Origin of the sequence: Nocardia arthritidis (assembly GCF_011801145.1) — a bacterium.
GTDB classification, from domain to species: domain Bacteria; phylum Actinomycetota; class Actinomycetes; order Mycobacteriales; family Mycobacteriaceae; genus Nocardia; species Nocardia arthritidis_A.
In genome coordinates this window covers 2,669,159-2,693,078 of record NZ_CP046172.1, presented here as the reverse complement: position 1 = coordinate 2,693,078, position 23,920 = coordinate 2,669,159, and the positions used below count along the sequence as shown (strand labels likewise).

Here is a 23,920-nt window from a genome sequence, read left to right as displayed (position 1 = left end):
CGACTCTAATTTATTCAGTTAAAACTGTCCAGTTTTAACTGTTCAGTTTCGGCTGACGATCCCGCGGATCCGCACATCGAACCGGATGACCCGTTATCGTCGGACGGGTGGCCAGCAAGTCCGCGGCGCCCGCCATCGAACTCGAGGTCGGCGACCACACCGTGCGCGTGTCCAATCCGGACCGGGTCTACTTCCCGGAAACCGGTGCGACCAAGCTCGACCTGGTGCAGTACTACCTGAGCGTCGGCGACGGCATCGTCAACGCGCTGCGCGAGCGGCCGTGCATGCTGCACCGGTTCCCGAAGGGGTTGGCCGGTGACAAGGTGCACCAGAAACGACTACCCGCGGGCGCGCCCGACTGGATCAATACGGTGCGCGTCTACTTCCCGCGCTACGGCAGACACGCCGACGAGCTGTGCGTGCGCGAACTGGCCGATGTGATCTGGGCGGTGCAGATGTCGACGGTCGAATTCCATCCGTGGAACTCGCGCGCCGCCGATACCGAGAGCCCGGACGAATGGCGCATCGACCTCGACCCGATGCCCGACTGCCCGTGGTCGCGGGTACAGCAGGTGGCGGGCGTCGTGCACGAGGTACTCGACGAACTCGGCGCCGTCGGATTCCCGAAAACGTCCGGCGGCAAGGGAATTCACGTCTACGTGCGGATCGCGCCGGAGCACGGGTTCCACGAGGTGCGCCGCGCCGCACTGGCCTTCGCCCGTGAGATCGAGCGCCGCGCGCCCGACGCTGTCACCACCACCTGGTGGCGGCGCGATCGCGATCCGAAAATGCTGTTCGTCGACTACAACCAGAACGCCCGCGACCACACCATCGCCGCCGCCTATTCGGTGCGCGGCGTCCCGGCGGCGACCGTCTCCGCGCCGGTCCGCTGGGACGAGATCCCGGATATCGACCCGCGCGATTTCACCATCTCGACCATGCCCAAACGCTATGCGGCACTTGGTGATCTGCACGCCGACATCGATAACGCCGTATCCCGGCTCGATCCGCTGCTCGACTGGGCGGACCGCGACAAGATCGACGAACTGCCCGAGGACGAGCAGTAGCCTGCGCGCGATAAGGTCGAAGCGGCAGCGCCTTTGGCAGACCAGGAACGAACGCGGCGACCGAACAGGCGCGGGCGAGGAGGAATCATGCGGCGATCCGAGCAGACCGTCCCGGTGGCGATCGGTCCGGCCGTGCCCCCGCCTCCGCTGCTGGAGAAGGCCGTACTCGAGGGCGGCGCCCGGCTGGCCGAACTCGATGCGGCGCGGGCGCTCGTCTGGTCGGGCGGCCCCGGCGAATTCCCGAATGAACTGCCCGGCAGCATCGAATGGGTGCAGTTGCCCGCCGCCGGTATCGAGGACTGGTTCACCGCGGGCATCTTCGCACGCCACCCCGGCGTTCGATTCACTTCCGCCGCAGGAGCTTTCGCGGCCAGCGTGGCCGAGCACGCGCTTATGCTGCTGCTCGCCGGGGTGCGCTATCTGCCCGAGCAGCTGCGCGCCGCCAGCTGGCGGCAACGGGATTTCTTCCCGCACGTCGGGTCGCTGCGCGGCAAGACGGTCACCATCGTCGGCGCGGGCGGGATCGGCCGGGCGCTGATCCCCATGCTGGTTCCGCTCGGCGCGCACGTCATCGCGGTCAACCGGACCGGCAATCCGGTCACTGGTCCCGGCATTCCGGACAGTGTGGAAACGGTACCCGCCGATCAACTCGGCAAGCTGTGGTCGCGCACGGATCATGTGGTCGTCGCCGCGCCCGCGACCGCCGCCACCCGCCACCTCATCGGCGCCGACGAACTCGCCCGCCTCCAGCCGACGTCGTGGGTGATCAACGTGGCGCGCGGCAGCCTGATCGACACCGACGCACTGGTCGCCGCACTGGCCGCGGGCCAGATCGGCGGCGCCGGGCTCGACGTCACCGATCCGGAACCGCTGCCCGACGGGCATCCGCTCTGGGTGCTGCCGAATGCGATTGTGACACCGCATGATTCGAATCCCCCGCAGCTGCGGCTCGCGGCGTTCGCCGATCATGTCTCGGCGAACGTCGCACGATTCGTCGATGGACGAGAGCTGCTGGCCCTGGTCGACGTCGAGCGCGGGTACTGAGATCCTGCCGGGCGGTGATCATCGCCCGGATTTCCGCAGCACAACACCGCCGCTATCTATTCTTCAACAAATGTGCCATTGACAAATGGCACATTGATCTCTGATCATCGATCTATGACAAGGTCAACGAGGACCTCGGTCCCCGGCGTTCCCACCGTGCCGTCCGCCCGGTCCCGTCTCGCCGCGACGGCCACCGAGATCGGGTTGCGGCCGCTCAACAACGCGATTCCGCTGAACGCGCCGGGCGTCTGGTTCTCCCGCACATTGATCGCCACGATCATGGCCCTCGGCGGTCCACCCATCCGCGGTACCAGGGTCAGCCGGGTCCGCGCGGGCGCGGTGCGCGGCGAATGGGTCCGCGCGCCCGGGGTGGAGTTCGGCCGCCAGGCCGTGTATTACATCCACGGCAGCGGATATGTGCTGTGCTCCCCGCGCACGCACCGCGGACTGGCCTCACAACTGTCCCGCCGGACCGGCCTGCCCGTATTTCTCACCGACTACCGGCTCGCCCCGGAACACCGGTTCCCGGCGGCCGCCGACGACGTCGAGGCGGGCTACCGCTGGCTGCTCGACCGCTACGCCGCGAAAGACCTTGTGATCGGCTGTGATTCGGCGGGCGGTCATCTCGCCCTCGATCTGCTGATCGAAAACGGCCGCGGCACAACGCCGCAACCCGCCGGCGTCGCCATGTTCTCGCCGCTGCTCGATCTCACCCTCGGCCTGGCCGCCGAACAGGAACGGCTGCGCCGCGATCCGGTGATCTCGGCCCGCGCCGCCGGACGGCTGCCCCGCAAGTACACCCGCGGCCTGCCGGATGACGCACCGCGCCTTCGGCTTTCGATTCCGCCGGGCACCGGCCTGCCACCGATCCTGGTGCAGGCGGGCGGTGCGGAGATGCTCAGCGCGGACGCCCGCGCGCTGCATGCCATGGTGCGCGCCGCGGGCGGCCACTGCGACCTGGAGATCTGGCCGGGCCAGGTGCACGTATTCCAGGCGCTGCCGCTGGTGACGCCCGAGGCGGCCAAAGCATTGGACCGGGCCGCCGATTTTCTGCGCACCGCGCTGCGCGCCACCCTGGTCCCGGAGAAGGTGAGCTGACATGTTCGGACTGGAAAAGCTGCTGCCCCTTGGCATTCGACCGCGCCGGTCCTACGGCGCGCGAGCCGTGGTCACCGGCGCGGGCAGCGGTATCGGCCGCGCGTTCGCGCTGGAGATCGCCGCCCGCGGCGGCCAGGTGATCTGCGCCGATATCGACGAGGCGCGCGCCGATCACACCGTCGCGCTGATCGAACGCGACCATCCCGGCAAAGCGCACGCCTTCCGCTGCGATGTGTCCCACCGCGCCGACGTGGAAAACCTGGCCCGCTTCGCCGAATCGATATTCGCGGCCCCCGCCACCCTGGTGATCAATAACGCGGGTGTCGGAATCGGTGGAAAACCGGTGGGCGACATCGGATTCGAAGACTGGGAATGGACGCTCGGCATCAATATGTGGGGCGTGGTGTACGGCTGCGAGATCTTCGCGCCGCGGCTGCGCGCCGCACGCGCGGGCGGCATCATCAATGTCGCCTCGGCCGCCGGATTCGCCGCCCTGCCGACGATGGCCGCGTACAACCTGTCCAAGGCCGCGGTGCTGTCGCTGTCGGAAACGATGTCCGCCGAGCTGCGCGGCAGCGGTGTCGCGGTGACGGTGCTCTGCCCCACCTTCGTGAAAACCAATGTCGCCAAGGACGGCCGGATCACCCGGCAGGGCCTGCAAATCGCCGATACCTTCATGCGCTGGACCGGTTTCAGTCCCGAATACGTCGCGCGCACCACCCTCGACGCACACGACCGCGGCCAGCTGTATGTGCTGCCGCAGCTGGACGCCCACCTCGTCTGGATGCTGAAGCGCTACTTCCCCGCGCAGTACACCTTTGCCCTCGGACTCCTGGAACGGCTACTGCCGCACGAGGATTCGACAACCATCGACCGCACGTCGGTCTCAGACAAGACGGGAGTCTGACATGGCGATCACCATGGACTTCGACGATATGCTCCGCAAGATCAAGGATCGGCAGTGGGCGCTGGCCGATATCGACTGGGACGCACCGGGTGCGGAGACGATAACGCCCGAACTGCACGCCAAGCTCAAGCCCTTCATGGCCGACCTGATGTGGATCGAGAACGTCGGCGCGCGCGGTTTCGCCGCCATGGCGAAGAAGGCGCCCAACGAAACCCTGCGCGAGATCTACCAGTACTTCCATGCCGAGGAGCAGAAGCACGCCAATGCCGAGCTGGCGCTGATGCGCCGGTGGGGCATGCTGAACGGCGACGAGATCCCGCAGCCGAATGTCAACGTGAAGCTGGTGATCGACTTCCTGGACAAGTACTCCGACGAGATGTCGCTGTCCTTCCTCGGCACCGTCATCCCGATGCTCGAGGTCGCGCTGGACGGCGCGCTGATCAAGTTCATCGTCGACGAGATCGAGGATCCGGTATGCCAGGAGGCGTTCAAACGGATCAACAATGACGAATCCCGGCATCTGGCAGTGGATTTCGCGGTGATGGACCTGCTCGGCCACGCGCACGCGCGCAAACTGCTCATCGATCTGGTGGGCGGCTGGGCCAAGCCGTCGTTCATCATCGGCGTGCTGAGCTATGTGCCGCTGCTGAACAAGATGCGCGACAATATCGTCGCGATGGGCGTCGACGAGGAGAAGCTCTACGCCGCGCTCAAGCGCTACGCGAATGTCGGTGAGCGCAGCGAATTCGCCAAGCGGCTGCCGATGTACCAGATCGTGAAGATGCACGGCGGCTGGGTGATCAACCGCGATCACCCCTATCACCTGCTGGCCGACACGCTGGTGAAGATCACCGCCCGGATGCCGCAGCGGCTGCTGCGCAGGGACCCGACCTGGTCCAAAGAACTCACCTACGAGCCCGCGGCCTGATCGGAGACCATGGCATGGCAACACTCGACGTGGCGATCATCGGCGGTGGATTCGCCGGGATCGGCGCCGCTATCCGGTTGACGCAGCAGGGGATTCGCGACTTCGCGATCCTGGAGCGGGACAGCAGGATCGGCGGCACCTGGCGTGACAACACCTATCCCGGTGCGGCGTGCGACATTCCGTCCCGGCTGTACTCGTACAGCTTCGCGCCCAACCCGAATTGGTCGCGCACCTACTCGGGCAGCGACGAAATCCTGGGCTATATCGAGGCGATGGCGACCGAGTACCGGCTGCATTCGCGTATCCGATTCGGGCACAACGTCACCGGGATCGAATTCGACGAGGCCGCGGGCGAGTGGGATATCGCGGTGGCAGGCCGGGCCGACACCATCCGCGCCCGCACCGTCGTCCTCGCCTCCGGTCCGCTGGCCAATGTCAGCTTCCCGGATATCCGCGGTATCGAGACCTACGAGGGCCACAAGATCCACAGCGCCCGTTGGGATCACGACTACGACTTCACCGGTAAGAAGGTGGCGGTGATCGGCACCGGGGCCAGCGCGGTGCAGATCATTCCGGAGCTCGTCGAAAAGGCCGCGTCCGTCAAGGTTTTCCAGCGGACGCCCGGCTGGGTGCTGCCGCGGGTGAACCGGCGCACCAATGGGCTCACCAAGGAGCTGTACCGCCGGGTGCCCGCCACCGAATCGCTGGCCCGGCTGGCCTGGTTCTACGGGCACGAGTCGGTGGCGCTCGGCGTCGTCTGGAATACCCCGCTGACGCGGGTCGTCGAGCTCGTCGGCCGGGCACAGCTGCGGCGGCAGGTCGCCGATCCGTGGCTGCGCCGTCAGCTGACACCGGACTTCCGGGCCGGCTGCAAGCGCCTGCTGATGACCGACGACTACTACCCGGCCCTGCAGCGCGACAACTGCAAGCTGATCACCTGGCCCATCGCCCGCCTGGCGCCGAAAGGTATTCGCACCGCGGAAGGTGTTGAGCACCAAGCGGATTGCATTGTCTTCGCGACCGGATTCGACGTGTCCAAGACCGGGACGCCCATTCCGGTGCGCGGCCGCGGTGGGCGGGTGCTCGCCGACGAATGGTCGCGCGGCGCGTACGCGTACAAGAGCGTCGCGGTGTCCGGCTATCCGAATCTGTTCCTCACCTTCGGGCCGAATTCCGGGCCGGGGCACAATTCGGCGCTGGTGTACATGGAGGCCCAGATCGACTACCTGGTGCGCGCCATCGGCATCATCCTGAATCGCGACCTGCGGCTGCTCGACGTGCGCAGGGACCGGCAGGACCGGTACAACGCGCGCATCCAGCGCAGGCTCACCGGCACCACCTGGAATTCCGGCTGCCGCAGCTGGTACCTGACCGAGGACGGGTTCAACGCGACGATGTACCCCGGATTCGCCACCCAGTACGTCAACCAGCTGCGCACCGTGCGGCTGGAGGATTACGACGCGGTGCCGATGGCGGCGGACCGCCCGGCCCGGGTCGCCGCGGTGTCGTAGCCGGAGGTGGTGGGTGGCCTGCGTACTAGACTCTGCTCGATCAGCAGACCGCAGGCTCGATCAGCAGGCCACCCGGCTCGCACAGAGGAGGTGAGTTCGATACCGGAATACCGCATCGATGACCTCGCGCGCGCCGCGGGCACCACCACCCGGAACGTGCGCGCCTACCAGGAGCGCGGCCTGCTGCCGCCGCCGGTCGGCAAGGACGGCCGGGCCAGCATCTACGACGACTCGCATCTGGAACGGCTGCGCCTGATCGATGCGCTGCTGCAGCGCGGATTCACCACCGCGCACATCTCGGACTTCATCACCAGCTGGGAAACCGGTAAGGACCTCAGCGAGGTGCTCGGCCTGCAGCACGCCGTGACGGCATCCTGGGGCCGGGACGAAACATTCGAGGTGCCAAGGGAATTGATCGGCACCATCCTCGGTGCGGAGGCCGACGAGCTGGTCGGGCGGCTGCTGGAGATGAAGCTGGTGCGCATCGAGGGCGAGACGGTGGTGTTCACCGACACCCAGCTGCTCACGGCCTTCGCCGAATTGCACGAGTACGGCCTGGAATTGCGCACGCTCATCGAGATATACGCCAAGGTGGCCGACCGGATCGATGACATCACCCACATCATGATCACCGCCGCCAAACAGCACATCGTCGACGAGCACGGCCCGGGCTGGCTGCCCGAGACCAATACCGAAATCGCCGACACCACAACGATGCTCAACAAAATGCGGGAGCTCGCGGTGGCCTCGGTGCACGCGACGCTCGCCCGCTCGCTCGACGTCACGCTGCGGCGCGAGCTCGGCGACTATCTGGCCGTCGCCGCCGAGCGCGACCGCAAGCGCTCCGGGAAGAACGGCTGATCAATCGGTCAGCCGCCGGAAAAGCCGTGCGGCGCAGGCATATCCGACGACGGTGAGCCCGACGCACCACAGCACGGCCACCCAGGCGGTGCCGCCGACCGCATCGCCCATGAGCAGACCGCGGATCGTGCCGACCACCGGGGTGGCCGGCTGATGTTCGGCGAATCCACGCAGCCACGACGGCATCGAGCCGGTCGGCACGAAAGCGCCGCTGACGTAGGGGATGAACATGATCGCGTAGGTGAAGCCGCCCGCCGCCTCCGGACTGCGGGCCAGCAGACCGAGCGCCACCGCGATCCAGGTGATCGCGATGACGAAGAGCGCGATCGTCACGACCGCGCCCAGCCACCCGAAAACACCCGCACCGGAACGGAATCCGAGAATCACCCCGAGCACCAGCACGATTCCGACGGCCGCCAGGTTGCGCAGCACGCCCTCGCCGACATGGCCGACGAGCAGCGCCTGCCGGAAGCTGGGCAGGGTGCGGAACCGGTCCACCGCGCCCGTCCGCAGATCCGTCGCCACCGCGGTCGCGGTGATCGATGCGCCGAATCCCGTGCACAGCAGGATGATTCCGGGGATCACGAAATCGATGTACGGTCCGCCCACCTGGATCGCGCCGCCGAAGACGTAGACGAACAGCAGCATGATCAGCACCGGCAGCGTCAGCGAGATGAGCAGGGTGTCGGGGCTGCGCAGGGTATGCCGCACGCTGCGCAGGAACATGACATACGAATCCGCGAAAGCCGCTGCGGTACGGCCCATTCAGCGGCTCCCCCGGCTCATCCGGCGGCCGCCTCGACGATATCGGCGGTTCGCATCGTCGCATCCGAATTCGACTGTAGCTGCTCCACAAAGGATTTCACGCGCGCCGCGGTGGCATCCGAGAGCACCTTGCGCAACCCATCGGTCAGGGTATCCCGGTTCAATTTGCGGAACGGCACGTGCGCGCCGACACCGAGCCGCTCCATCTGCGCACCCCACAGCGGCTGATCGAACGACACCGAACACACCAGGGTCGGCAGCCCGGCCCGCAGACTCTCGAAGGTGGTGTTCGGCCCGCCGTGATGCACCGCGGCGGCGCAGAGCGGGAAGACGATGTCGTGTGCCAGCGGGCCGACCACCTTGGTGTTCGGCCCGGTGCGCGCGTCCTCGGGAGACAGATCGCTCCAGCCCGCGCTGACCAGCGCCCGCTTGCCGAGCCGCGCGCATACCTCCTCAACCATGGCGAGCACCGCGGCGCCATCGCGAATCGGCATACTGCCGAAGCCGAAATAAATGGGCGGTTCGCCCTCGATGGCCCAGGCCACCACCTCACCGTGATCGGCGGCGAGCTCGCCGACCGCCTCGCGCGCGGAGCGCTCCAGCGGCAGGAAGCCGACCAGCGGACGGCGCTCACCCCACTCCTCGGCCAACCCGGGTATCAGCGCGCGATCGTAGATCTGCACCTCGGGCACACCGCGCCGATCCATCTCCGCGGCCGGACTCGCCATCGTCTTCGGCAGGCCGAGCTCGGCGCGCAGCTGGTTCAGATAGCGCATGAACACCACCCGGCGCAGGTTCTCGCCGAGCGTCCAGGTCGCGCCGTTCACGACACCCGGCGGCTGCCAGTGCGGCGGCAGCGTGCCGGGCACCGGGTAGGCGTGATTCTTCCGGCACGGGAATCCGTGCAGCACGACCAGCGGCACCCGCATCGCCTCGGTCACCGAGGCCGCCCGGTCCTCGGTGGTCATCGTGGCGACCACCACGTCGGCACCCTTGCAGACCTCGATCACCTCGTGGTTCATCTGATCCGCGTAATCGGCCATCTGCTTGCCGACCAACTGCATCAACCGGAAGCTGCTGCCCGCGGCCAAGGTGCGCTGACCTTCATCGGACGAATAGAGCTGCTGCACATCGGGTCCGCACGGGATGGCGGACAGTCCGGCGCTGGTGACGAAATCGACCAGATTCGGCGGTGCGCCCACCAGTATGTCGTGGCCGCGCCGTTGCAGTTCCAGGCCGAGGGCCAGCGCGGGCTGCACATCGCCGCGGGTGCCCGTCAGTGGTATCGAGATCCTCATGCCGCCGCCCCCAGTTTTTTGGTGGCTATCCGAAAGTGGCTCATCGGCCCTCCTCATCATTACCGTGATCAGCATGCATGTAGTGCTGTTCACCGACTTTCATCCCGCGACCATCGGTGGGATTCAGACCTCGGTGCGTGCGCAACGGCGCGGATTGGAACGTCTCGGCCATCGAGTCACCGTATTCACCGCGCCCGCGCCGGAATCTACCGAACCGGATCCCGATGTGGTTGTTCTTTCCGCGCTCGCGGGCGTCGCGGTGAACGGATTCGCCATGGTGTTGCCGACGCCCGCGAACAATCACCGCATCGATGCGGTGTTCGCCGAGCGCGGCCCGGTCGACATCGTGCATGTGCACACGACCTACGGGGTGGCGATCGCCGGGCTGCGGGCGGCTCGGCGGCACGGAATTCCGTTGGTGCAGACCGTGCACAGCCGCGACGACGCATTCATCGAGCACACCTCCCCGGTCCCCTACCTTTCCGCGCTCACGCTGCGGCTGCTGCACGGCAGGTTCGTCTCGCACCGCTGGCCGATGCCGCGCAACGCCGAATCCAGGGCGGCCAGGCACGCATGGCGCACCATGGTCGGGCAGGCGCAGGCCGCCGACGCGGTGATCGCGCCGAGCGCGCATTTCGCGGCACGGCTGCGGGCGCACGGGTTGACCCGGCCTGCGCATGTCGTCTCGAATGGCGTCGACGATGAACTGCTCGACCGCGCGCGGGCCGAAATCCCCGGCACCGCAGCATCTTCCGGCCCACTGCGGGTGCTGTGGTGCGCACGCCTTTCCGCGGAGAAGCGGCCGCTGGCGGCCATCGAGGCGGTGGCGGCGGCGCCCGGCTGCACCCTCGATATGTACGGCGACGGCGATCTGCGCGAGGCCGTGCGCGCGGCGATCGAGACGGCGGGCATCGCGGATCGGGTGCGGCTGCACGGCGATGTACCGCAGGCGGATTGCCTCGCCGCTATGGCCGGGCACGATGTAATGCTTTTCCCCTCTTCGGGTTTCGATACCCAGGGCATGGCGGTGCTGGAGGCCGTCGCGATGCGGTTGCCCGTGGTCTACTGCGATCCGGATCTGGCCGAGACCGTGCCGGAGGGCGGCGGTGTTCGCACCGGCGATCCGTCGCCCGCCGCGATCGCCTCGGTGTTGCGCGAATTGTCCGGCGATCGGGCGCTGCTCGCGCCGATGCGCAAGGTCCTTGCCCAGCATGCCGATTCGGCCAGGCAGTCGGGACTCACCGCCGCCATCCTCGACATATACGACGAGGTGCTGGATCGTCCGAAATCCGCTGGGCCGGTTGGTATTCCGACCGCGCCGGGTCGGATTCCACTGCTCGGGCACAGCCTGGTCGCGCTGCGCGGCGGGTTGGACTTCGTCCGGTCGCTGTCCGATGTCGGCCCTATCGTGGCCATCTACCTCGGCCCCCGGCCCGCCTACGTGGTCACCACGCCCGAACTCATTCGCGCGGTCGCGTTCGGCGACGCGGGCGAATTCCACCGCGAGGAGCTGCGCGGCGCCATCCAGGAGGTCATCCGGGGCGCCTCGAACGTGCTCAGCGGCCCGCCGCACGAATTGCGCCGCCGGATGATCGCGCCCGCGCTGCGCCAGCGACGGTTGAACGAATACGCCGGTGTCGCCGCCGATCTCGCGAATTCGTGGGCGGCCGCACTGCCGTCGGGCCAACGGCACAACCTGGTGCACGAGGCGCACCGCCTGGTACTCGACACGATCTCGGCGACGCTGTTCACCGCCGATTTCAGCGCCGACGCCAAACGCGAAGTGCGCCAGAATATCCCGTGGTTGCTCGGTCAGGTGATCCAGCGCGCCGCGCTGCCCGAGCCGGTGCGCCGCCTGCGAGTGATCGCCAATCGCCGCTTCACCGCCAAGGCGGCCCGCGTGCGCGCCGAGATCAGCAAGGTCGTCACCGAATACCGCCGCGCCGACCGCGATTTCCACGATGTGCTCTCGGCGCTGGTCCGGCACACCGACCCGGAGACCGGCACCAAGCTCTCCGACGCCGACATCATCGACGAACTGCTGCTCATGCTGGCCGCCGGTGTCGGATCCACCGCATCCATCCTGTCCTGGGTATGGCACGAGATCATGCGGCATCCGGACGTCGAGGCCGCGGTGCGCGCCGAACTCGACGCCGTCGTCGGCACCGAACCCGTACGGCCGGAGCATATTCCGTCCCTGCCGTATCTGCGTCAGGTCATCATGGAGACCCTGCGGATCTGGTCGCCGTGGGTGAGCACCCAGACCGCCGACGGCCCGGTCACGCTGGGCGACACCACGCTGCCGGACGGATCGATGATCGTCTACAGCCCCTACATGATTCACCACGATCCCCGTCACTACCCGTCTCCCGAAACCTTCGACCCGGGCCGCTGGGCACCGGATCGACTCGCCGAGATCGATAAGAAGGCCCTGCTTCCATTCGGTCTCGGACCCCGCCACTGCCCCGGAAACACCTTCGCCACCATGACCATCACCCTCACCACCGCCGCACTGTTCACCCGCTGGCGGCCGACTCCGGATCCGGAGTACCGGGTGCGGCCGACAACGCTCGACTTCGTTCCGACTCCATCCGGACTCCCGGTGACGCTCACGCGCCGTTAGGGAATTCAGGAGCGGACCAACGCTTGGACTATCAGGACGGCGTAGAACGCGAGCACGAACACCGCCGAGGGGACGACCGGATGCACCGGGCGTTCCCCACGGAGGAACGTCCACGTCGAATACCCCGGAATGAGCAAGAGCACCAACGGGATCAAGGTAAAGACCGCTTGGCCGCCCGGTCCCAGCAACAGCAGGTCTGTGACCACCGCGCCCGCCGCGAGCAGCAATGTGACGACGGCGCTCACCGTGGGTCCCAGCACGGCCGAATAACTGTGCTCGTCCTGTTCCGGCGGCTGCGCGGTCTTCCTGGCGAATTCGAAGTGCAGGAAGGCCCCGGTGAATATGAGCACGACAAGCGCCGCACGCCAATGGAAATGGACCTGGCCGGTGGCCGCCGCCGCGGTGAGCACGTATGCCGCGAGCAACAGCTGAATCGGATACGTGACGGCCAGGTTCAGCAGAGCGTTGCCGCGCACGGCCACCGACCGCGCCTCCAGCGCCCACAGTGCCAGCCCGTAAAGCAGGGTGGCGGTGAGCATTACGGCGGACCAGAAGGACTGCGTGAGGCTCAGCGCGATCGTGACGGCACCGAGCACCGCCATCGCCGCACGCAACTCGTTGGCCGACACCGCCCCCGTGACGAGGGGACGGTCCGGGTTGTGCACCCGGTCGTATTCGAGATCCTTCTGCTCGTCGACCATCCGCAGATACAGCAGCACAACGGCGACCACCACGATGCGCACGACGGTGGCGCCGCCCGGCCGCCACGCCGAATACGGTTGCGCCGCAACGGCCGCCGTACCCTCGACGGCGAGCACCCACAGAATCCCGTACACCAAGTAGTGCGGCTTGTACATCACCGCGGTGAAACGCGCTACGCGGGTGAGGGATTCGAGGGCGGGAGCGGCGACGCTCACGTCGCGCTCCAGCGATCCCAGTTCGTCACCTCGGCGGCCGGGACGCGCGGCCCTGGGCGCTCGGCGCCAGGACGCAGATGGGCCACCGGAACAAGGGCGACCTGGGTCACCTCGTCGAATGGAATGCCGAGCAGTTCCGCGATCTCGCGCTCGAACGCCAGATGGGCGGTGGTCATGGTGCCGCCCAAACCCCGATCGTGCAGGGCCAGAAGGAAATTCCACACCATCGGATAGACCGAGCCGTAGAAGCTGGCCAACCGCAGCGCCGAGCCATCGGCGGGCGGGCGGCCCGGCGCGCACACCAGCACCAGCGCGGGCACCTCGTGGAAATGGTCCGCGAGATACTGTCCGGAGGCGATATCGCCGAGCTGATCCGGACGCGGGCTGCGCGCGGAAAGCAATGCGGTGAAACTCTTCCGGTAGTACTCGGCGATCCGCTGCCGCAGCTCGGCGTCCTGGATCACCAGGAACCGCCACGGCTGCCGATTGCTGCCGCTCGGCGCGCAGACGGCGATATCCAAGCAGGCCAACAGATCCTGCCGCGAGACCGGCCGGGTCAGATCGAGCCGCCTGCGAAAGGACCGCGTCGTGGTCAGGAGTTCCGCGCCCATCGCTATGCCCCCTCGGCGAATTCGAGTTCGATCCGGGCGGTGATCGCGCCCGTCTGCTCGATCTCGCAGTGCAGCAACGTCCGCCCGACCTCGCGTTCGGCGACCACCGCCCGGCATTCGGCCGGCAGGTCCAGCTCCACGAACTTCTCGAAAGTGCTTGCGATACCGGCCAATCGCGGCGATTCGCCGCCGACGAGGGTGAGCCCGAGCTGACGGCATGCCTCGAGCAGCAGGCTGCCCGGCACATGATCGAGCTGGTGGTCGAACAGGAAGGGATGGGTCGTATCGGCCACGATCACCGCCGCCGCGGACCCATCGGCCGCCGATGACGGCGGCCCGATCACCACGTTGCGCCGGTTCTCCCGGCCGACCGTCGCCGCGACGGCCTGTTCGGCAGGCGCCACCGCACCGCGGAACGGGCCGAGCCCGAGGCTTTCCCGGAAGCCCGAGCGCAGGCGCGCCCACCGCGCCGGCGTGGTCCAGGAGAACGAGCCGTCGACGGTCAGCATCGGCGTTCCATCGCATTCGATATCGAGCACCATATCCAGACCGTGCAGCACACCGTCCTGCCGATGCTGCCGCGGCGCCCGCACGGACATCACGAGATCCGCTGGGGCCGGACCGATCTCCCACGCAGCGCCGTCGACTACCGCACCGTTGAAGGTGCGCACGATGAACGCCATCTCCGGCGGCACACCGTAGAATTCGTGGCTCACCGCCAGCGCCGCCTGCCGCGCCGCCTCCATCACCAGTAGCGGATCATGGCGGGCCGCAAGCGATCCCACATGATCGCCGTAGTAGGCGTGCATGCGCGGCAACTGGGCTCCGACCACGAATTCGCCGGAGCCCGCGTCATCCAGCGAGGTGACGAACACCTCGGAAACCGCGCACCGATGCGCCAATTCGCGTGAGATCGTGCGCAGATGCGTTGCCGCGCCGACACTTGCCGTCATAGAGGGCCCTCCAACCACTCTTTCGCGGAAACCGGCCGCAGGGTCTGCGGCCCGGTTCCGATTCGCATGGGAAGCACATGGGAACCCAGCACCAGCACCGACCACGGATCCAGTTGCTGTCCGGCCGCCCACGCGTCGTACAGCAATCGCGCGCAGTCCGCATCGGATTCGAGGTCGGCGGGAACAGGTGCGCCCCCATCGGTGATATCGCGCCGGATCCGCTCCAGCGCATCAGCCCGATCGAAGCCGCGGGCCGGTGTGCCCGCGTACAGTTCGGCCGCGATCTCGCGGGCCCTTGCCGTACCGTCCGCGCCCGCCTCGGCCCGCGCGATCACCTCGCCGCGGCGCGACTCATCCCAGTAGATGGCGAATTCCCGCAGCGTATCGGCCGGATCGTCGGGCGAATGCACCAGGTTCAGCAGGTAGCTGTGCCTGCCGAGCAGATGGCGCAGCTCACCCGGTTTGCGCTTGCGCGGATCGGTCGGCCCCTTCGCCTCGGTTAGCCGCACCGAAACCGGCAGCGCGGCATCGGCGGCCCGCACCACCAGCACCAGCACATCCGAAATGCCGACGAGCAGATCGGCGAGCCGCCTGCGTTCCGGCGATGCGATATTCCACGCGAAATACCACAGCGCCCGCGCGACATGCCGGTTCACCGCGACCCGTTCGGCACCAACTACCTGGAATCCGTTGTCCGCCAACCACTCCAGTGTCGGCTCCACCGCGCGAGCGACGATCGCGTCCGGTTTGAGCAGCAGCAGCGAATGCTGCCTACCGAATTTGGCGGGGTCGATGCCGAGCCGGTCCAGGTGGTCCACCGTCTCCAGCAGATAGGTGTCGGCGACGTACGCGTCCACCTTCTCCGCCTGCGGCGTCAGCGTCGTGAGCAGCTCCCGCACCGTATCGGTCATCGCGGCACGCTCCCGAAGTCGTTGCCCGCCAGCACATCCTCGATGGACGGCAGCGGGGCTCCGAGATATCCCGATTCCAGGCAGTAGTCGAGCAGCAGCCGCAGATAGTCCTTGCCGGTGGCCGGTGCGGGCCTGCCGAGCAGCACCTGCGCGCGGGCGGTCTCGAAGGTCAACCGGCGCTTGAAATAACTCGTGTAGAGCACGCCGATGCGGCGGTAGTATTCGCGCTCGATCGAGTCCAGCGCCGCCTCGTCGAAGGTGGCCTCCGGGACGAAGGTTGCCACCGCGAACGACGGATACTCGGCAAGTACATCCGAGACCTCGCGCAGCGACAGGGTATCCCGGCCGAGCGCGTGCAGGGTCCGTCCCTCCGCCGAATCGAAATCCAGTACGGCCGCGGCGATCACGTCGGCCACGTGGTCCACGGGGCCAGCGACAGCGTCGCGTCGTAGCGCCCGGGCAGCGACCGCAGCTTGCCCTCCACCATCAGCTTCACCACGGTGTAGAGGTTCTTGTATTCGCGGATCACGCCGGTGCCGGTGGCGCCGGTGACGATGCCGGGCCGCACGATGGCCCAGCGCAGCCCGGCCGCGCCGCGCACCAGCTGTTCGGCGCGGAACTTGCTCTGCTCGTAGGCACTTCCGAAATCCTGGCCCGCGTCGAGTTCGTCCTCGGCGATGACACCGCCGCGCATACCGCACACGTACGCTGTGCTCACCTGCACCAGCGGCACGCCCCAGCGCAGCGCCAGCGCGACGGCGTTGGCGGCGCCGTCGACATTCAGCTGCTCGTAATCCGTTGCGGGCGCGTCGAATGCGGTGGTAGCCGCACAGTGGACGATGATCCCGACCCGGTCGGCCAGGTCCGCGAGGTCACGCTCGGCGAGGCCGAAGCCGGGTGCGCGGATATCGCCCGCCACCGCGGTGCCCGCCACCAATACGGTGCCGTCGTTACGCACGATCCGGCCATTGCTGTGCAGTACCGCCGCCACCGGCCGACCGGCCGCCGACAGGCGAGCCATCACCTCGGCCCCGACCAAACCCGTTGCGCCGGTGAGCAATACCGTATCCCGCTCCGTCATGACCGCACCTCGCTCGGTTCACCCTTCGCCCGAAGGCTGCCCGCGATGAGCTCGACGACATCGCCGACCCGGCGCACGCCGATCAACTCCTCGGGCCGGTAGCGCGGCAGGTCGAAGGCGCGCTCCAACACCACGGTCAGCTCCATCAGGCGCAGCGAATCGAATCCGAGGTCCTCGATCAGCCTGCGGCCGTCCTCGACCGGGGCCCCGCGGTCGGGGGCCATGGCCGAGATAAGTGCGCGTACCCGGTCCGCCGTCATGCTGACCCCTCTCGACGCAGATGTGGTTGCTGCCCACCGGAACTCAGCAGGTCCCTGGCCTCGTCCAGCGGCAGTTCGCTATTCAGGTATCCGGCGAGGCGCAACCAGTCGTAACCGATGGCGAGGGTGCGCCGCCACTGCTCGCGCGAATCGAAGGAGGCGGGGAAGTCCGCGCCGCCCGCGAGCTTTCGGACCCGGGCGACCAGATCGTCGAGCGCGACGATCGCCGCATCGGTGCCGACACCGGTTCGAATGAGTTCCGTGAATCTTTGGCGCTCGGCGGTTTCCAGACACACCAGAAGTTCGTCGCCGTTGCCGCCGAGGATTCTGCGCAGGGTTTCCACCGGCGCGAGATCCGCAGGCAGCGGGTGAATTCCGTACGCGGACAAAACCATTCGCACCGTCATGGCGATGAGCCGATGCGCCGCGATATCGGCGACCTCGCCCTGGCCGTCCTTCACCGCGCCCGCCAGATCCTCCCTGGCATTCTCCAGCACCACATTCGACCAGACCAGATCGAGCGCGCAGCCCGTGAAACGGTCCGCGGGCAGCGGTGACAGGGTGGCGATGGCGCCGTCGCGGGCCGCACCCGCGACACCGAGGGTCGGAATCACCGAGCACGGCACCGGGGTGTACGGCTTCACCGGCTTACACATGGCCAGTGCCGGCGTCACGAATCCGGCTCCGCGCCACTGCAATCCGACCAGACCGAGCCGGACGAATTCGGCCAGCTCCGCACGGTGGTCCTCCGGCGCACGCCCGAGCACATCGCGCAGCGAGTGCCGGAAGACGACACCGCGCCAGGCCCGGCCCGCCTTCTCCGACAGCGCGAAAATATCGCGGTCGTCCCGGAGCACATGCACGCGACCACCGATACTCCATGTGGTGACCCGGGGCACCCGGGCGAAGAGCACCTGGTGCGGATCGTCCGCGACATCGGTCACGCCGAGCGCGGCCGCCAATTCGAAGGACTGCTCCCAGGGAATCCGTTCGGCCAGTTCGCGTGCCGTCGCGTCACCGAGGATGCCCTGCGTGGGTTCACCGTAGTTCCGGTCCGGGTCGGACCAGGCGGCCGGATCGCTCAATTCCCGGTAGCGCGCGATCAATTCGTCGGTGCCGAGCCGATCCAGCTGCTGCGGCAGCCATTTCGTCTCCAGGTAGGTTTCGCCGCGCCGGGCCGCCCAACCTTTCATAGCCTGCAGCAGGCCGTCGCGGATCCAGCCGACCGCCTCCGCCCGCGCGTCGAATGCCCGCAGGGCCACCGCGTAGCGCACGGCCTGCGTCGCGCGATCGAGCCACCAGCGCGCGACGATCTCGCGAAACTCGGTGTATGGCAGCAAATCCCGCAGCTCGTCGACATTCGCCGCGCCCGGCCGCAGCACGGTGGCGGCCAGGAAGCGCTGACACCGGTTCAATACATCCTCATCGAGGTCCGTGCCCGCGGCCACCCGTTCGAGCTGGCCGCGCAGCTGGGCCTGCGACCGCGTGCGCACCTCCACTCGGCGGCCGTCGATGAACAGCACCGTCGGCAGCGTCGGCAGCTCGTCGTCACCCGCGACCAGGACCAGGAAGTCGATATCCGATCCGGCATTGCCGAAACCCTCGGCCAGTGAACCTTCGAACAGGATCGTCGAATCCTGCGGCACCGCAACGTCTTCCATTGCCATGTCGAGCAGCTGGTGCAGGCGGTCGAGCGGCAGCGCCGGTTCGGGCGCGGCGGCCGCCGATTCGGCGTCGTGCACCACCGCGCCGTCGAGCTCGCCGGCCCGGAACAGCTGCCACATATGCCTGCGCCGCGGTTTGCCGCTGGAGGTGCGCCGGATCAACCCGCGCGGACCGGTCACCACGGTGATGGTCTGCGCCGGGCCGAGCTCACCGCGAATGGTGGCGCGCGCCTTGGCGATCCACTCACCGGCCGCGGCCTCCGCGAACAGCGCGATGCCCTGTCCGGCCGCCTCGGTGATCGCGACGGCGGCCAGCTTGCCCTTGGTGATGCCGGTCTCCTGGGACACCCGCGACTCGATGTCCTCCATGAATACCGAACGCCCACGCACCTTCAGGCTGGTACCCATCCGTCCGAGTACGAAAACCTCACCGCGGTACAGGAATCCGGCGTCACCGCTGAACAGTTTGCCGTCGGTGATGGCGGTGGCGCCGGTCGCGTCACCGGTGTAGCCCAATGCCACCGAATCGCCGATCACCACCATCTCGCCCAACGTGCCGTCGGGCAGTTCGTTCCCGTCCTCGTCCACCACGCGCACGGTGGATTCGGGCGTCGAATAGCCGAGCCCGGTGATCCAGCCCGGGCCCTCGATCGGCCCGCCGATGCCGAGGCGGCGCTCGTCGAGCACCGTGATCGGTTCGCCGAAGCGCAATTTCGCGTTGTCGATGCGCAGCGCGGTGACCGGTTCGGTGCGTGAGGAGGAGGTCACCATCAACGTCGCCTCAGCAAGCCCGTAGGCGAGGGTGTAGGCGCTGGTCGAAAAGCCTTGCGGCCCTGTGAGTTCGGCGAACGATTGCAGATCGGCCAGTTCCACCGGCTCCGAACCCACTGCCAGGGTGCGCCAACCGGACAGGTCGAGGTCGGCGATCTCCTCCGGACGCACCCGGTGCGCCACGTAGCCGAGCGCGAACGATGGCGACGGCGAATGCTGCGCGTGCGCCATCGCCCGCAGCCAGCGCGCCGGGTCGCGGACGAATTGATCGGGCCGCATCAGGTAGAGGTCGCCCTGATTGGTCACGGTGGTGAGAAACGCGCCGACCAAACCCATGTCGTGATAGAGCGGCAGCCAGGACACGCTGGTATCGCCGGGCCGCCAACCCATCAGGCGCGAGATCATATCGATGTTGTTCGCCAGGTTGTGCCAGCTCACCCGGACCCCGCGCGGGCTGCCGGTCGAACCCGAAGTGAACTGCAGCAGCGCGCATTCGGCCGGTTCACCGAAGGTCCGGTCCGCGGGCGGGTCGGCCAGTGCGGCCGCGTCGACGATCAGCGGCTCATCCGTCCGGCCCGCCTCGGTGACCGCCTGCCGGACCAGGTCGGCGAATTCCGGCGATGTCACCACCAGCCGCGGCTGCGCCCGCGCGACGATGCCCGCGATATGGGCGATGATCTGTTGCAGATCGCCGAACATCGGCGGCGCCACCGGCGTGAACACCCCGCCCGCTGCCCAGACCGCGTAAAAGGCTGCGGCACAAGTGAATCCGGTCGGCATGATGACGCAGACGCCGTCGCCGCCCGACATGCCGCGCGCCCGCATCAGCTCGGCGATGGACCAGGCCGTATCGGCCAGCTCACGATAGCTGCGGTAGGCCCAGCCATCGGCCTCGTCGGCGAGGTAGATTCCGGCGTCCTGCGCCGGATCGGCCAGCCACTGCCGGACCGTCGAGACATCGCGCTCATAGGTCATCGCGGTCATCTCCTTCGGACAGCACGGTGACCGTTCCGGCGGCGCCGTCGACTCTGATTCGCATATTCGTCCGTATCTTCCGGGTGACGTCGGGGACCTGGACCACGGTCGGCACTCCCAGTTCCCGCGCCACGATCGCGACGTGGGTCAGCGGGCTGCCCCGCTCGATGATCAGCGCGGTCGCCGACGGCAGCGCGGCGACCCAGCCGGGGTCGGTGCGGTAGGCGATCAAGATGCCGCCCGCGACATCGCGCGGCTCGTCGACGACGACGGCGATCCCCTCGACTGTTCCGGCGGCCGATGGCGTTCCGGTGAGCACGGTGCCCGCCTCGGCGGCCGGGGTATCGGCGATCGGCACCCATCCCTGCTCGGCCAGTTCGGCCCGTCCGAAGGATGTTCCGTGCGTGACGAACCGCGCGGGCGCGACCAGCCCGGCATCCTTGGCGCGCTGGCGTTTACGCGCGACGATCAGCGGGCGCAGATCCGCGGCTTCCGCGCCGTCGTAGCAGTTCCGCAATTCATCGATGGTCAAATAGAACACATCGGCGAAATCGTCGATCATGTCGCGCGCCACCAGATCTCGGCCCATCGTCCGCAGCATCCGCTTCACCATGCCGAAGGCCCTGGTCCGGCAGAAGCGCAGCCGCTCGCGATGGCCCGCGCACCGGGAAACCTTGCCGCGCAACCGTTCGTAGACGCGCCGCCGCCAGCCGCGCAGCCGCTCGTCCAGATAGGCTTCGGCCTCGGCGCGCCGGTCCACCGGTTCGGCGCCGGGCAGCGCCGTATCGGCCGCCCGGCCGAGCGCGCTGCGCAGCATGACGAACAGACCCGACGGATCCTCGCGCAGATCCGGCGTTTCCAGCTTCAGTTCGTCGAGGCTGCGGTACCCATAGCGGTTCAGGTAGTCGTCGACCAGCGCCAGGAATTCGGTGCGGCCGGTGCGCTGGAGCTCGGCGTAGATCCGTTCCGGCGCCGTCGAATTCACCAGCGCGGCCAGTTCCGGATCGGCGTGCGCCGCCGCGGCGAGCGCCGTCATCGCGCGGGCGGGCTCCGCCGACTCCACGTCGGCGCCCGGCCCGACGATGGCGTACATGAACCATTCCGGTGCCTTCGGCAGCAGCAGTTTGGTCAGCGCGAACAGTAATCCGGTGGTGGTCAACAGGATCGCGTCGAGCACCATCAGCGGTCCCCAGCGCCGCACCAGATCCCGGTCCACCCGCCGGTACGCGGCGTACGCCTGCGCGCCGGAAATCGTTGTGTAGTCGATGGCGTCGTATTCGTCGTACACCCGGTAGAAATCGTCGAGGAACTCCTCGACCAGATCGTCGATTCCGTTGAGTCTGCGCAGGTAGGTGGCCGTGGTAACGGCCCGCGACCGAAGCCGGGCCAGCGGATTGCCGAAGGTGAACGGGCGCAGCGTTTTCGCGAGTTCGGTGGACAGCGGTTCGCCTACTCCGAGCGCCGCCTCCAGCACCCGCCGGTTCAGCGGATAGCCGGGCGCGATGCCGACCATTCGGTACCAGTGCAGCAGGTTGTAGTAGACACGTCCATGAAAGTAACCGAGCAGCACCGGAGTCCAGCTATCGGTCTGGCGCAGCTGGGCGGCGGGCACCCGCAGCGACTCGGCGTATCCGCGGTACACCCGGCCGTAGATATCCGCCGCGACGGTGTAGGTGAGCGGCGAGGTGATGCCGCTGAAACTTTCGATGATGTTGGAATTATCCCAGATTCGCAGTTCACCGTCGGGCACGTCCTCGCCCGCGCCCATGATGATCGCGTCGACGGGCGCGCCGATCGCCGTGGTGATCGGGCGCGACTGCAACAACCAGATCCCGTCGTCGTCGATGGCCCATTCCACATCCTGCGGCGCACCGAAACCGTCCTCCAGTTTGCGGCCGATCGCCACCAGCTCGGCGATCTCACTGTCGGACAGGCTTATTCGCTCGCGCAGTGCCGAATCCACCTCCCGCACTTCACTTCCCTGGCCCGCCGCGGGCAGATAACTGCGGTCCTTGTCCCCGACCACGGTATCGGTCACCACACCGGAGGCCTTGTCGACGATCACCGAATCGGCGTCGACGAAGCCGGATACCAGTCCCTCACCCAGCCCGTACACCGCGCTCAACACCAGTTCGTCCGCGGCGCCCGATACCGGGTTGGCCGTGAACAACACCCCACTCACCCGCGCGGGCACCAAACGCTGCAGCACCACCGCGGCCGCGGTGGCCCGCGGCTGATCATGCGCGAACGCGTAGCGCAGCGACCGCTCCGAAAACGCCGAGATCCAGCAGTCGCGCACCCGCTCGGCCACCGCGTCGGCGCCGTGCACGTTCAGGTACGAATCGAACTGTCCCGCATAGGAATACCCGGCACCATCCTCGGCGACCACCGAGGAGCGGACCGCGATGGCGCCGCCGCCGATCCGTTCGTAGGCCGCACCGATCAGCTCGCGGATGGCCGGCGGCAGCTCCGCGCCGGCTATTTCGGCGCGCAATTCGGCCGCCGCCGCGAGCGCGGTTTCGAGATCCTCGGCGGTCGTGACGTTTATCACAGCCCGGGTCAGATCGTATTCGGCGAGGAACCAGGTGAACGCGTCGGTGCCCAGAACGGCCCAGTTCGGGACCCGGAATCCGGCGTTGTGCAGCGCGTGCAGACCGCGTGCCTTGCCACCCGCGACTGCGGCGAATGTCTCGCTATCGGTCCACGCTCCGAGTACCTGCACAAACACACTCCCATCACCCCTGATAACCGGGGCTGGGACAGGGTGTCCCAGCCCGTGTGACAAGCGATAACCAAAGGGGTTGTTTGGATATATCCCAGAATTCACCGTTGCGTTAGCCGGTAATCCTGGCGGGATCACAGCTACGCTAGTCCGAGTTCGTGGGTGCGGTGAGGATGTGATCTAACGGTGAGCTGGACCTTCACCCCGGACGAGTTCGCCCACATCTGGCGGGAAACAGACACCGATCGGCACCCGTATCCGATCCGGATTCTGGAGACGCCGCGCACCGACACCGAGGCCGAGAAGCTGCGCACCCAACTCGCCGAACGACTTCCGCTCGGCGGCGATCCGGATCTGTCCGCGTGCCTGCGCATCCTGGCCCGGCCGCACACCAGAATCGTCGCGGTCGGCGGCGGCCACCGGCCCGGCACCGAGCTGCGGATGCTCGCCTGCGCCATCTTCGATCACGCCGTGCTCGCCGTGCAGGAGCCCGGCGGTTCACCGGATTACGGTGGGCGGGTGCGGATTTCGATCGGCCACAGCGGTAAACTCGGCGTCCGTATCGCGGCACTGCTGCCGCAGACGCCGCCGGGACACGAGCCGGCCAGATCCGCCGCGACATCCGCGGTGCACGACGACGGCGACCGGACCGCGGATCAGCGCGTGGCCCAGCTGATTCGGCGGCTGCTCCTGAAACCGCATACGGCAGAAGGGCATATCCGCATCGAATCGCGGCTCGACCAACCGACACCGCAACCACCGGTCCACTACACCTGGATCGACGTCAAAGGCGACGGGCGCTATCTACTCCGGGCGGGCGCCGAGGTGCACATCGTCCCGGCGGCCGCCGAACAGATAGCCGCGCAACTGCAGAAACGCATTCCCGCACAGGTCCGCTGACGAACGCATAACGGAGAACTATTGCTGACCGGACACTCGGCTTCCCGCTACGC

At 67.7% G+C, this 23,920-nt stretch carries 20 protein-coding genes; 9 read left to right on the top strand and 11 right to left on the bottom strand.

All coding sequences use genetic code 11. The annotated features are described in order from the left end of the window. Window positions 1–107: 107 nt before the first annotated feature. The 7 genes from ligD (at window position 108) to F5544_RS11860 (ending at window position 7,416) form a co-directional block, all read left to right on the top strand. Window positions 108–1,067, top strand: a complete 960-nt coding sequence (gene ligD / locus F5544_RS11890; RefSeq protein ID WP_167473241.1) for a non-homologous end-joining DNA ligase — start codon at window positions 108–110, stop codon at window positions 1,065–1,067. A gap of 87 nt (window positions 1,068–1,154) precedes the next feature. Beyond that, entirely contained in the window at window positions 1,155–2,111 is a 957-nt protein-coding gene (locus F5544_RS11885; protein WP_167473240.1) for a D-isomer specific 2-hydroxyacid dehydrogenase family protein, read from the top strand. Between the two features lie 114 nt (window positions 2,112–2,225). Continuing rightward, window positions 2,226–3,209 carry an alpha/beta hydrolase gene (locus F5544_RS11880; RefSeq protein WP_167473239.1) on the top strand — a complete coding sequence of 328 codons (984 nt, stop codon included), beginning with the start codon at window positions 2,226–2,228 and terminating at the stop codon, window positions 3,207–3,209. A gap of 1 nt (window position 3,210) precedes the next feature. Then, a complete protein-coding gene (locus F5544_RS11875) occupies window positions 3,211–4,116 on the top strand; it encodes an SDR family NAD(P)-dependent oxidoreductase (RefSeq protein WP_167473238.1) in 906 nt (301 codons plus the stop codon). Between the two features lie 7 nt (window positions 4,117–4,123). Continuing rightward, window positions 4,124–5,044, top strand: a complete 921-nt coding sequence (locus tag F5544_RS11870) for a ferritin-like domain-containing protein (RefSeq protein WP_167479134.1) — start codon at window positions 4,124–4,126, stop codon at window positions 5,042–5,044. A gap of 14 nt (window positions 5,045–5,058) precedes the next feature. Beyond that, entirely contained in the window at window positions 5,059–6,555 is a 1,497-nt protein-coding gene (locus F5544_RS11865) for a flavin-containing monooxygenase (RefSeq protein ID WP_167473237.1), read from the top strand. Between the two features lie 99 nt (window positions 6,556–6,654). Continuing rightward, complete coding sequence (locus F5544_RS11860; protein WP_167479133.1) at window positions 6,655–7,416, top strand: MerR family transcriptional regulator; 762 nt, start codon at window positions 6,655–6,657, stop codon at window positions 7,414–7,416. On the opposite strand, the gene F5544_RS11855 is transcribed toward F5544_RS11860, so the two are convergent. Together F5544_RS11855 and F5544_RS11850 are read right to left on the bottom strand one after the other, a co-directional pair. Beyond that, window positions 7,417–8,181 carry an ABC transporter permease gene (locus tag F5544_RS11855; RefSeq protein ID WP_238847203.1) on the bottom strand — a complete coding sequence of 255 codons (765 nt, stop codon included), beginning with the start codon at window positions 8,179–8,181 and terminating at the stop codon, window positions 7,417–7,419. It abuts the gene before it with no gap. 17 nt (window positions 8,182–8,198) lie between these two features. Beyond that, window positions 8,199–9,479 (bottom strand): glycosyltransferase, encoded by a 1,281-nt coding sequence (locus tag F5544_RS11850; protein ID WP_167473236.1) that lies wholly within the window; start codon window positions 9,477–9,479, stop codon window positions 8,199–8,201. A gap of 73 nt (window positions 9,480–9,552) precedes the next feature. Between F5544_RS11850 and F5544_RS11845 the strand changes: the two genes are divergently transcribed. Beyond that, window positions 9,553–12,102, top strand: a complete 2,550-nt coding sequence (locus F5544_RS11845; RefSeq protein ID WP_167473235.1) for a cytochrome P450 — start codon at window positions 9,553–9,555, stop codon at window positions 12,100–12,102. 5 nt (window positions 12,103–12,107) lie between these two features. Here the strand turns inward: F5544_RS11845 and F5544_RS11840 are convergent, their stop codons facing one another. The 9 genes from F5544_RS11840 to F5544_RS11805 are packed head-to-tail and all read right to left on the bottom strand — an operon-like array spanning window position 12,108 to window position 22,967. Beyond that, window positions 12,108–13,019, bottom strand: coding sequence for a UbiA family prenyltransferase (locus F5544_RS11840; protein WP_238847202.1), 912 nt, complete (start codon window positions 13,017–13,019; stop codon window positions 12,108–12,110). Beyond that, window positions 13,016–13,630, bottom strand: a complete 615-nt coding sequence (locus tag F5544_RS11835; protein ID WP_167473234.1) for a nitroreductase family protein — start codon at window positions 13,628–13,630, stop codon at window positions 13,016–13,018. Before F5544_RS11835 ends, F5544_RS11840 begins: the two co-directional genes overlap by 4 nt. A gap of 2 nt (window positions 13,631–13,632) precedes the next feature. Next, a complete protein-coding gene (locus tag F5544_RS11830) occupies window positions 13,633–14,583 on the bottom strand; it encodes a ScbA/BarX family gamma-butyrolactone biosynthesis protein (protein ID WP_167473233.1) in 951 nt (316 codons plus the stop codon). Then, window positions 14,580–15,494 carry a nucleoside-diphosphate kinase gene (locus F5544_RS11825; protein WP_167473232.1) on the bottom strand — a complete coding sequence of 305 codons (915 nt, stop codon included), beginning with the start codon at window positions 15,492–15,494 and terminating at the stop codon, window positions 14,580–14,582. The genes F5544_RS11830 and F5544_RS11825 overlap by 4 nt, the downstream gene beginning before the upstream one ends. Beyond that, the gene (locus tag F5544_RS46280; protein ID WP_238847201.1) at window positions 15,491–15,910 is read right to left on the bottom strand and encodes a hypothetical protein; all 420 of its coding nucleotides are present in this window, start codon (window positions 15,908–15,910) and stop codon (window positions 15,491–15,493) included. The genes F5544_RS11825 and F5544_RS46280 overlap by 4 nt, the downstream gene beginning before the upstream one ends. Continuing rightward, window positions 15,898–16,575, bottom strand: coding sequence for an SDR family oxidoreductase (locus F5544_RS46275; RefSeq protein ID WP_238847200.1), 678 nt, complete (start codon window positions 16,573–16,575; stop codon window positions 15,898–15,900). Before F5544_RS46275 ends, F5544_RS46280 begins: the two co-directional genes overlap by 13 nt. Next, a complete protein-coding gene (locus F5544_RS11815) occupies window positions 16,572–16,835 on the bottom strand; it encodes an acyl carrier protein (RefSeq protein WP_167473231.1) in 264 nt (87 codons plus the stop codon). Before F5544_RS11815 ends, F5544_RS46275 begins: the two co-directional genes overlap by 4 nt. Beyond that, window positions 16,832–20,245, bottom strand: coding sequence for an AMP-binding protein (locus F5544_RS11810; protein ID WP_167473230.1), 3,414 nt, complete (start codon window positions 20,243–20,245; stop codon window positions 16,832–16,834). Before F5544_RS11810 ends, F5544_RS11815 begins: the two co-directional genes overlap by 4 nt. After that, the gene (locus F5544_RS11805) at window positions 20,235–22,967 is read right to left on the bottom strand and encodes a phosphoenolpyruvate synthase (protein WP_167473229.1); all 2,733 of its coding nucleotides are present in this window, start codon (window positions 22,965–22,967) and stop codon (window positions 20,235–20,237) included. The genes F5544_RS11810 and F5544_RS11805 overlap by 11 nt, the downstream gene beginning before the upstream one ends. Before the next feature lie 186 nt (window positions 22,968–23,153). On the opposite strand from F5544_RS11805, the gene F5544_RS11800 reads away from it, so the two are divergent. Then, window positions 23,154–23,867: an ESX secretion-associated protein EspG gene (locus F5544_RS11800; protein ID WP_167473228.1), complete on the top strand. Its 714-nt coding sequence runs from the start codon at window positions 23,154–23,156 to the stop codon at window positions 23,865–23,867. Window positions 23,868–23,920 lie beyond the last annotated feature (53 nt).

Bases quoted from the DNA above. Each gene is read 5' to 3' on its own strand.
- F5544_RS11830 (WP_167473233.1), bottom strand. From the start codon at position 14,583: ATGACGGCAAGTGTCGGCGCGGCAACGCATCTGCGCACGATCTCACGC.
- F5544_RS11845 (WP_167473235.1), top strand. From the start codon at position 9,553: ATGCATGTAGTGCTGTTCACCGACTTTCATCCCGCGACCATCGGTGGG.
- F5544_RS11850 (WP_167473236.1), bottom strand. From the start codon at position 9,479: ATGAGGATCTCGATACCACTGACGGGCACCCGCGGCGATGTGCAGCCC.
- F5544_RS11880 (WP_167473239.1), top strand. From the start codon at position 2,226: ATGACAAGGTCAACGAGGACCTCGGTCCCCGGCGTTCCCACCGTGCCG.
- F5544_RS11825 (WP_167473232.1), bottom strand. From the start codon at position 15,494: ATGACCGATACGGTGCGGGAGCTGCTCACGACGCTGACGCCGCAGGCG.
- F5544_RS46275 (WP_238847200.1), bottom strand. From the start codon at position 16,575: ATGACGGAGCGGGATACGGTATTGCTCACCGGCGCAACGGGTTTGGTC.
- F5544_RS11885 (WP_167473240.1), top strand. From the start codon at position 1,155: ATGCGGCGATCCGAGCAGACCGTCCCGGTGGCGATCGGTCCGGCCGTG.
- F5544_RS11810 (WP_167473230.1), bottom strand. From the start codon at position 20,245: ATGACCTATGAGCGCGATGTCTCGACGGTCCGGCAGTGGCTGGCCGAT.
- F5544_RS11865 (WP_167473237.1), top strand. From the start codon at position 5,059: ATGGCAACACTCGACGTGGCGATCATCGGCGGTGGATTCGCCGGGATC.
- F5544_RS11875 (WP_167473238.1), top strand. From the start codon at position 3,211: ATGTTCGGACTGGAAAAGCTGCTGCCCCTTGGCATTCGACCGCGCCGG.
- F5544_RS11855 (WP_238847203.1), bottom strand. From the start codon at position 8,181: ATGGGCCGTACCGCAGCGGCTTTCGCGGATTCGTATGTCATGTTCCTG.
- F5544_RS11815 (WP_167473231.1), bottom strand. From the start codon at position 16,835: ATGACGGCGGACCGGGTACGCGCACTTATCTCGGCCATGGCCCCCGAC.
- F5544_RS11835 (WP_167473234.1), bottom strand. From the start codon at position 13,630: ATGGGCGCGGAACTCCTGACCACGACGCGGTCCTTTCGCAGGCGGCTC.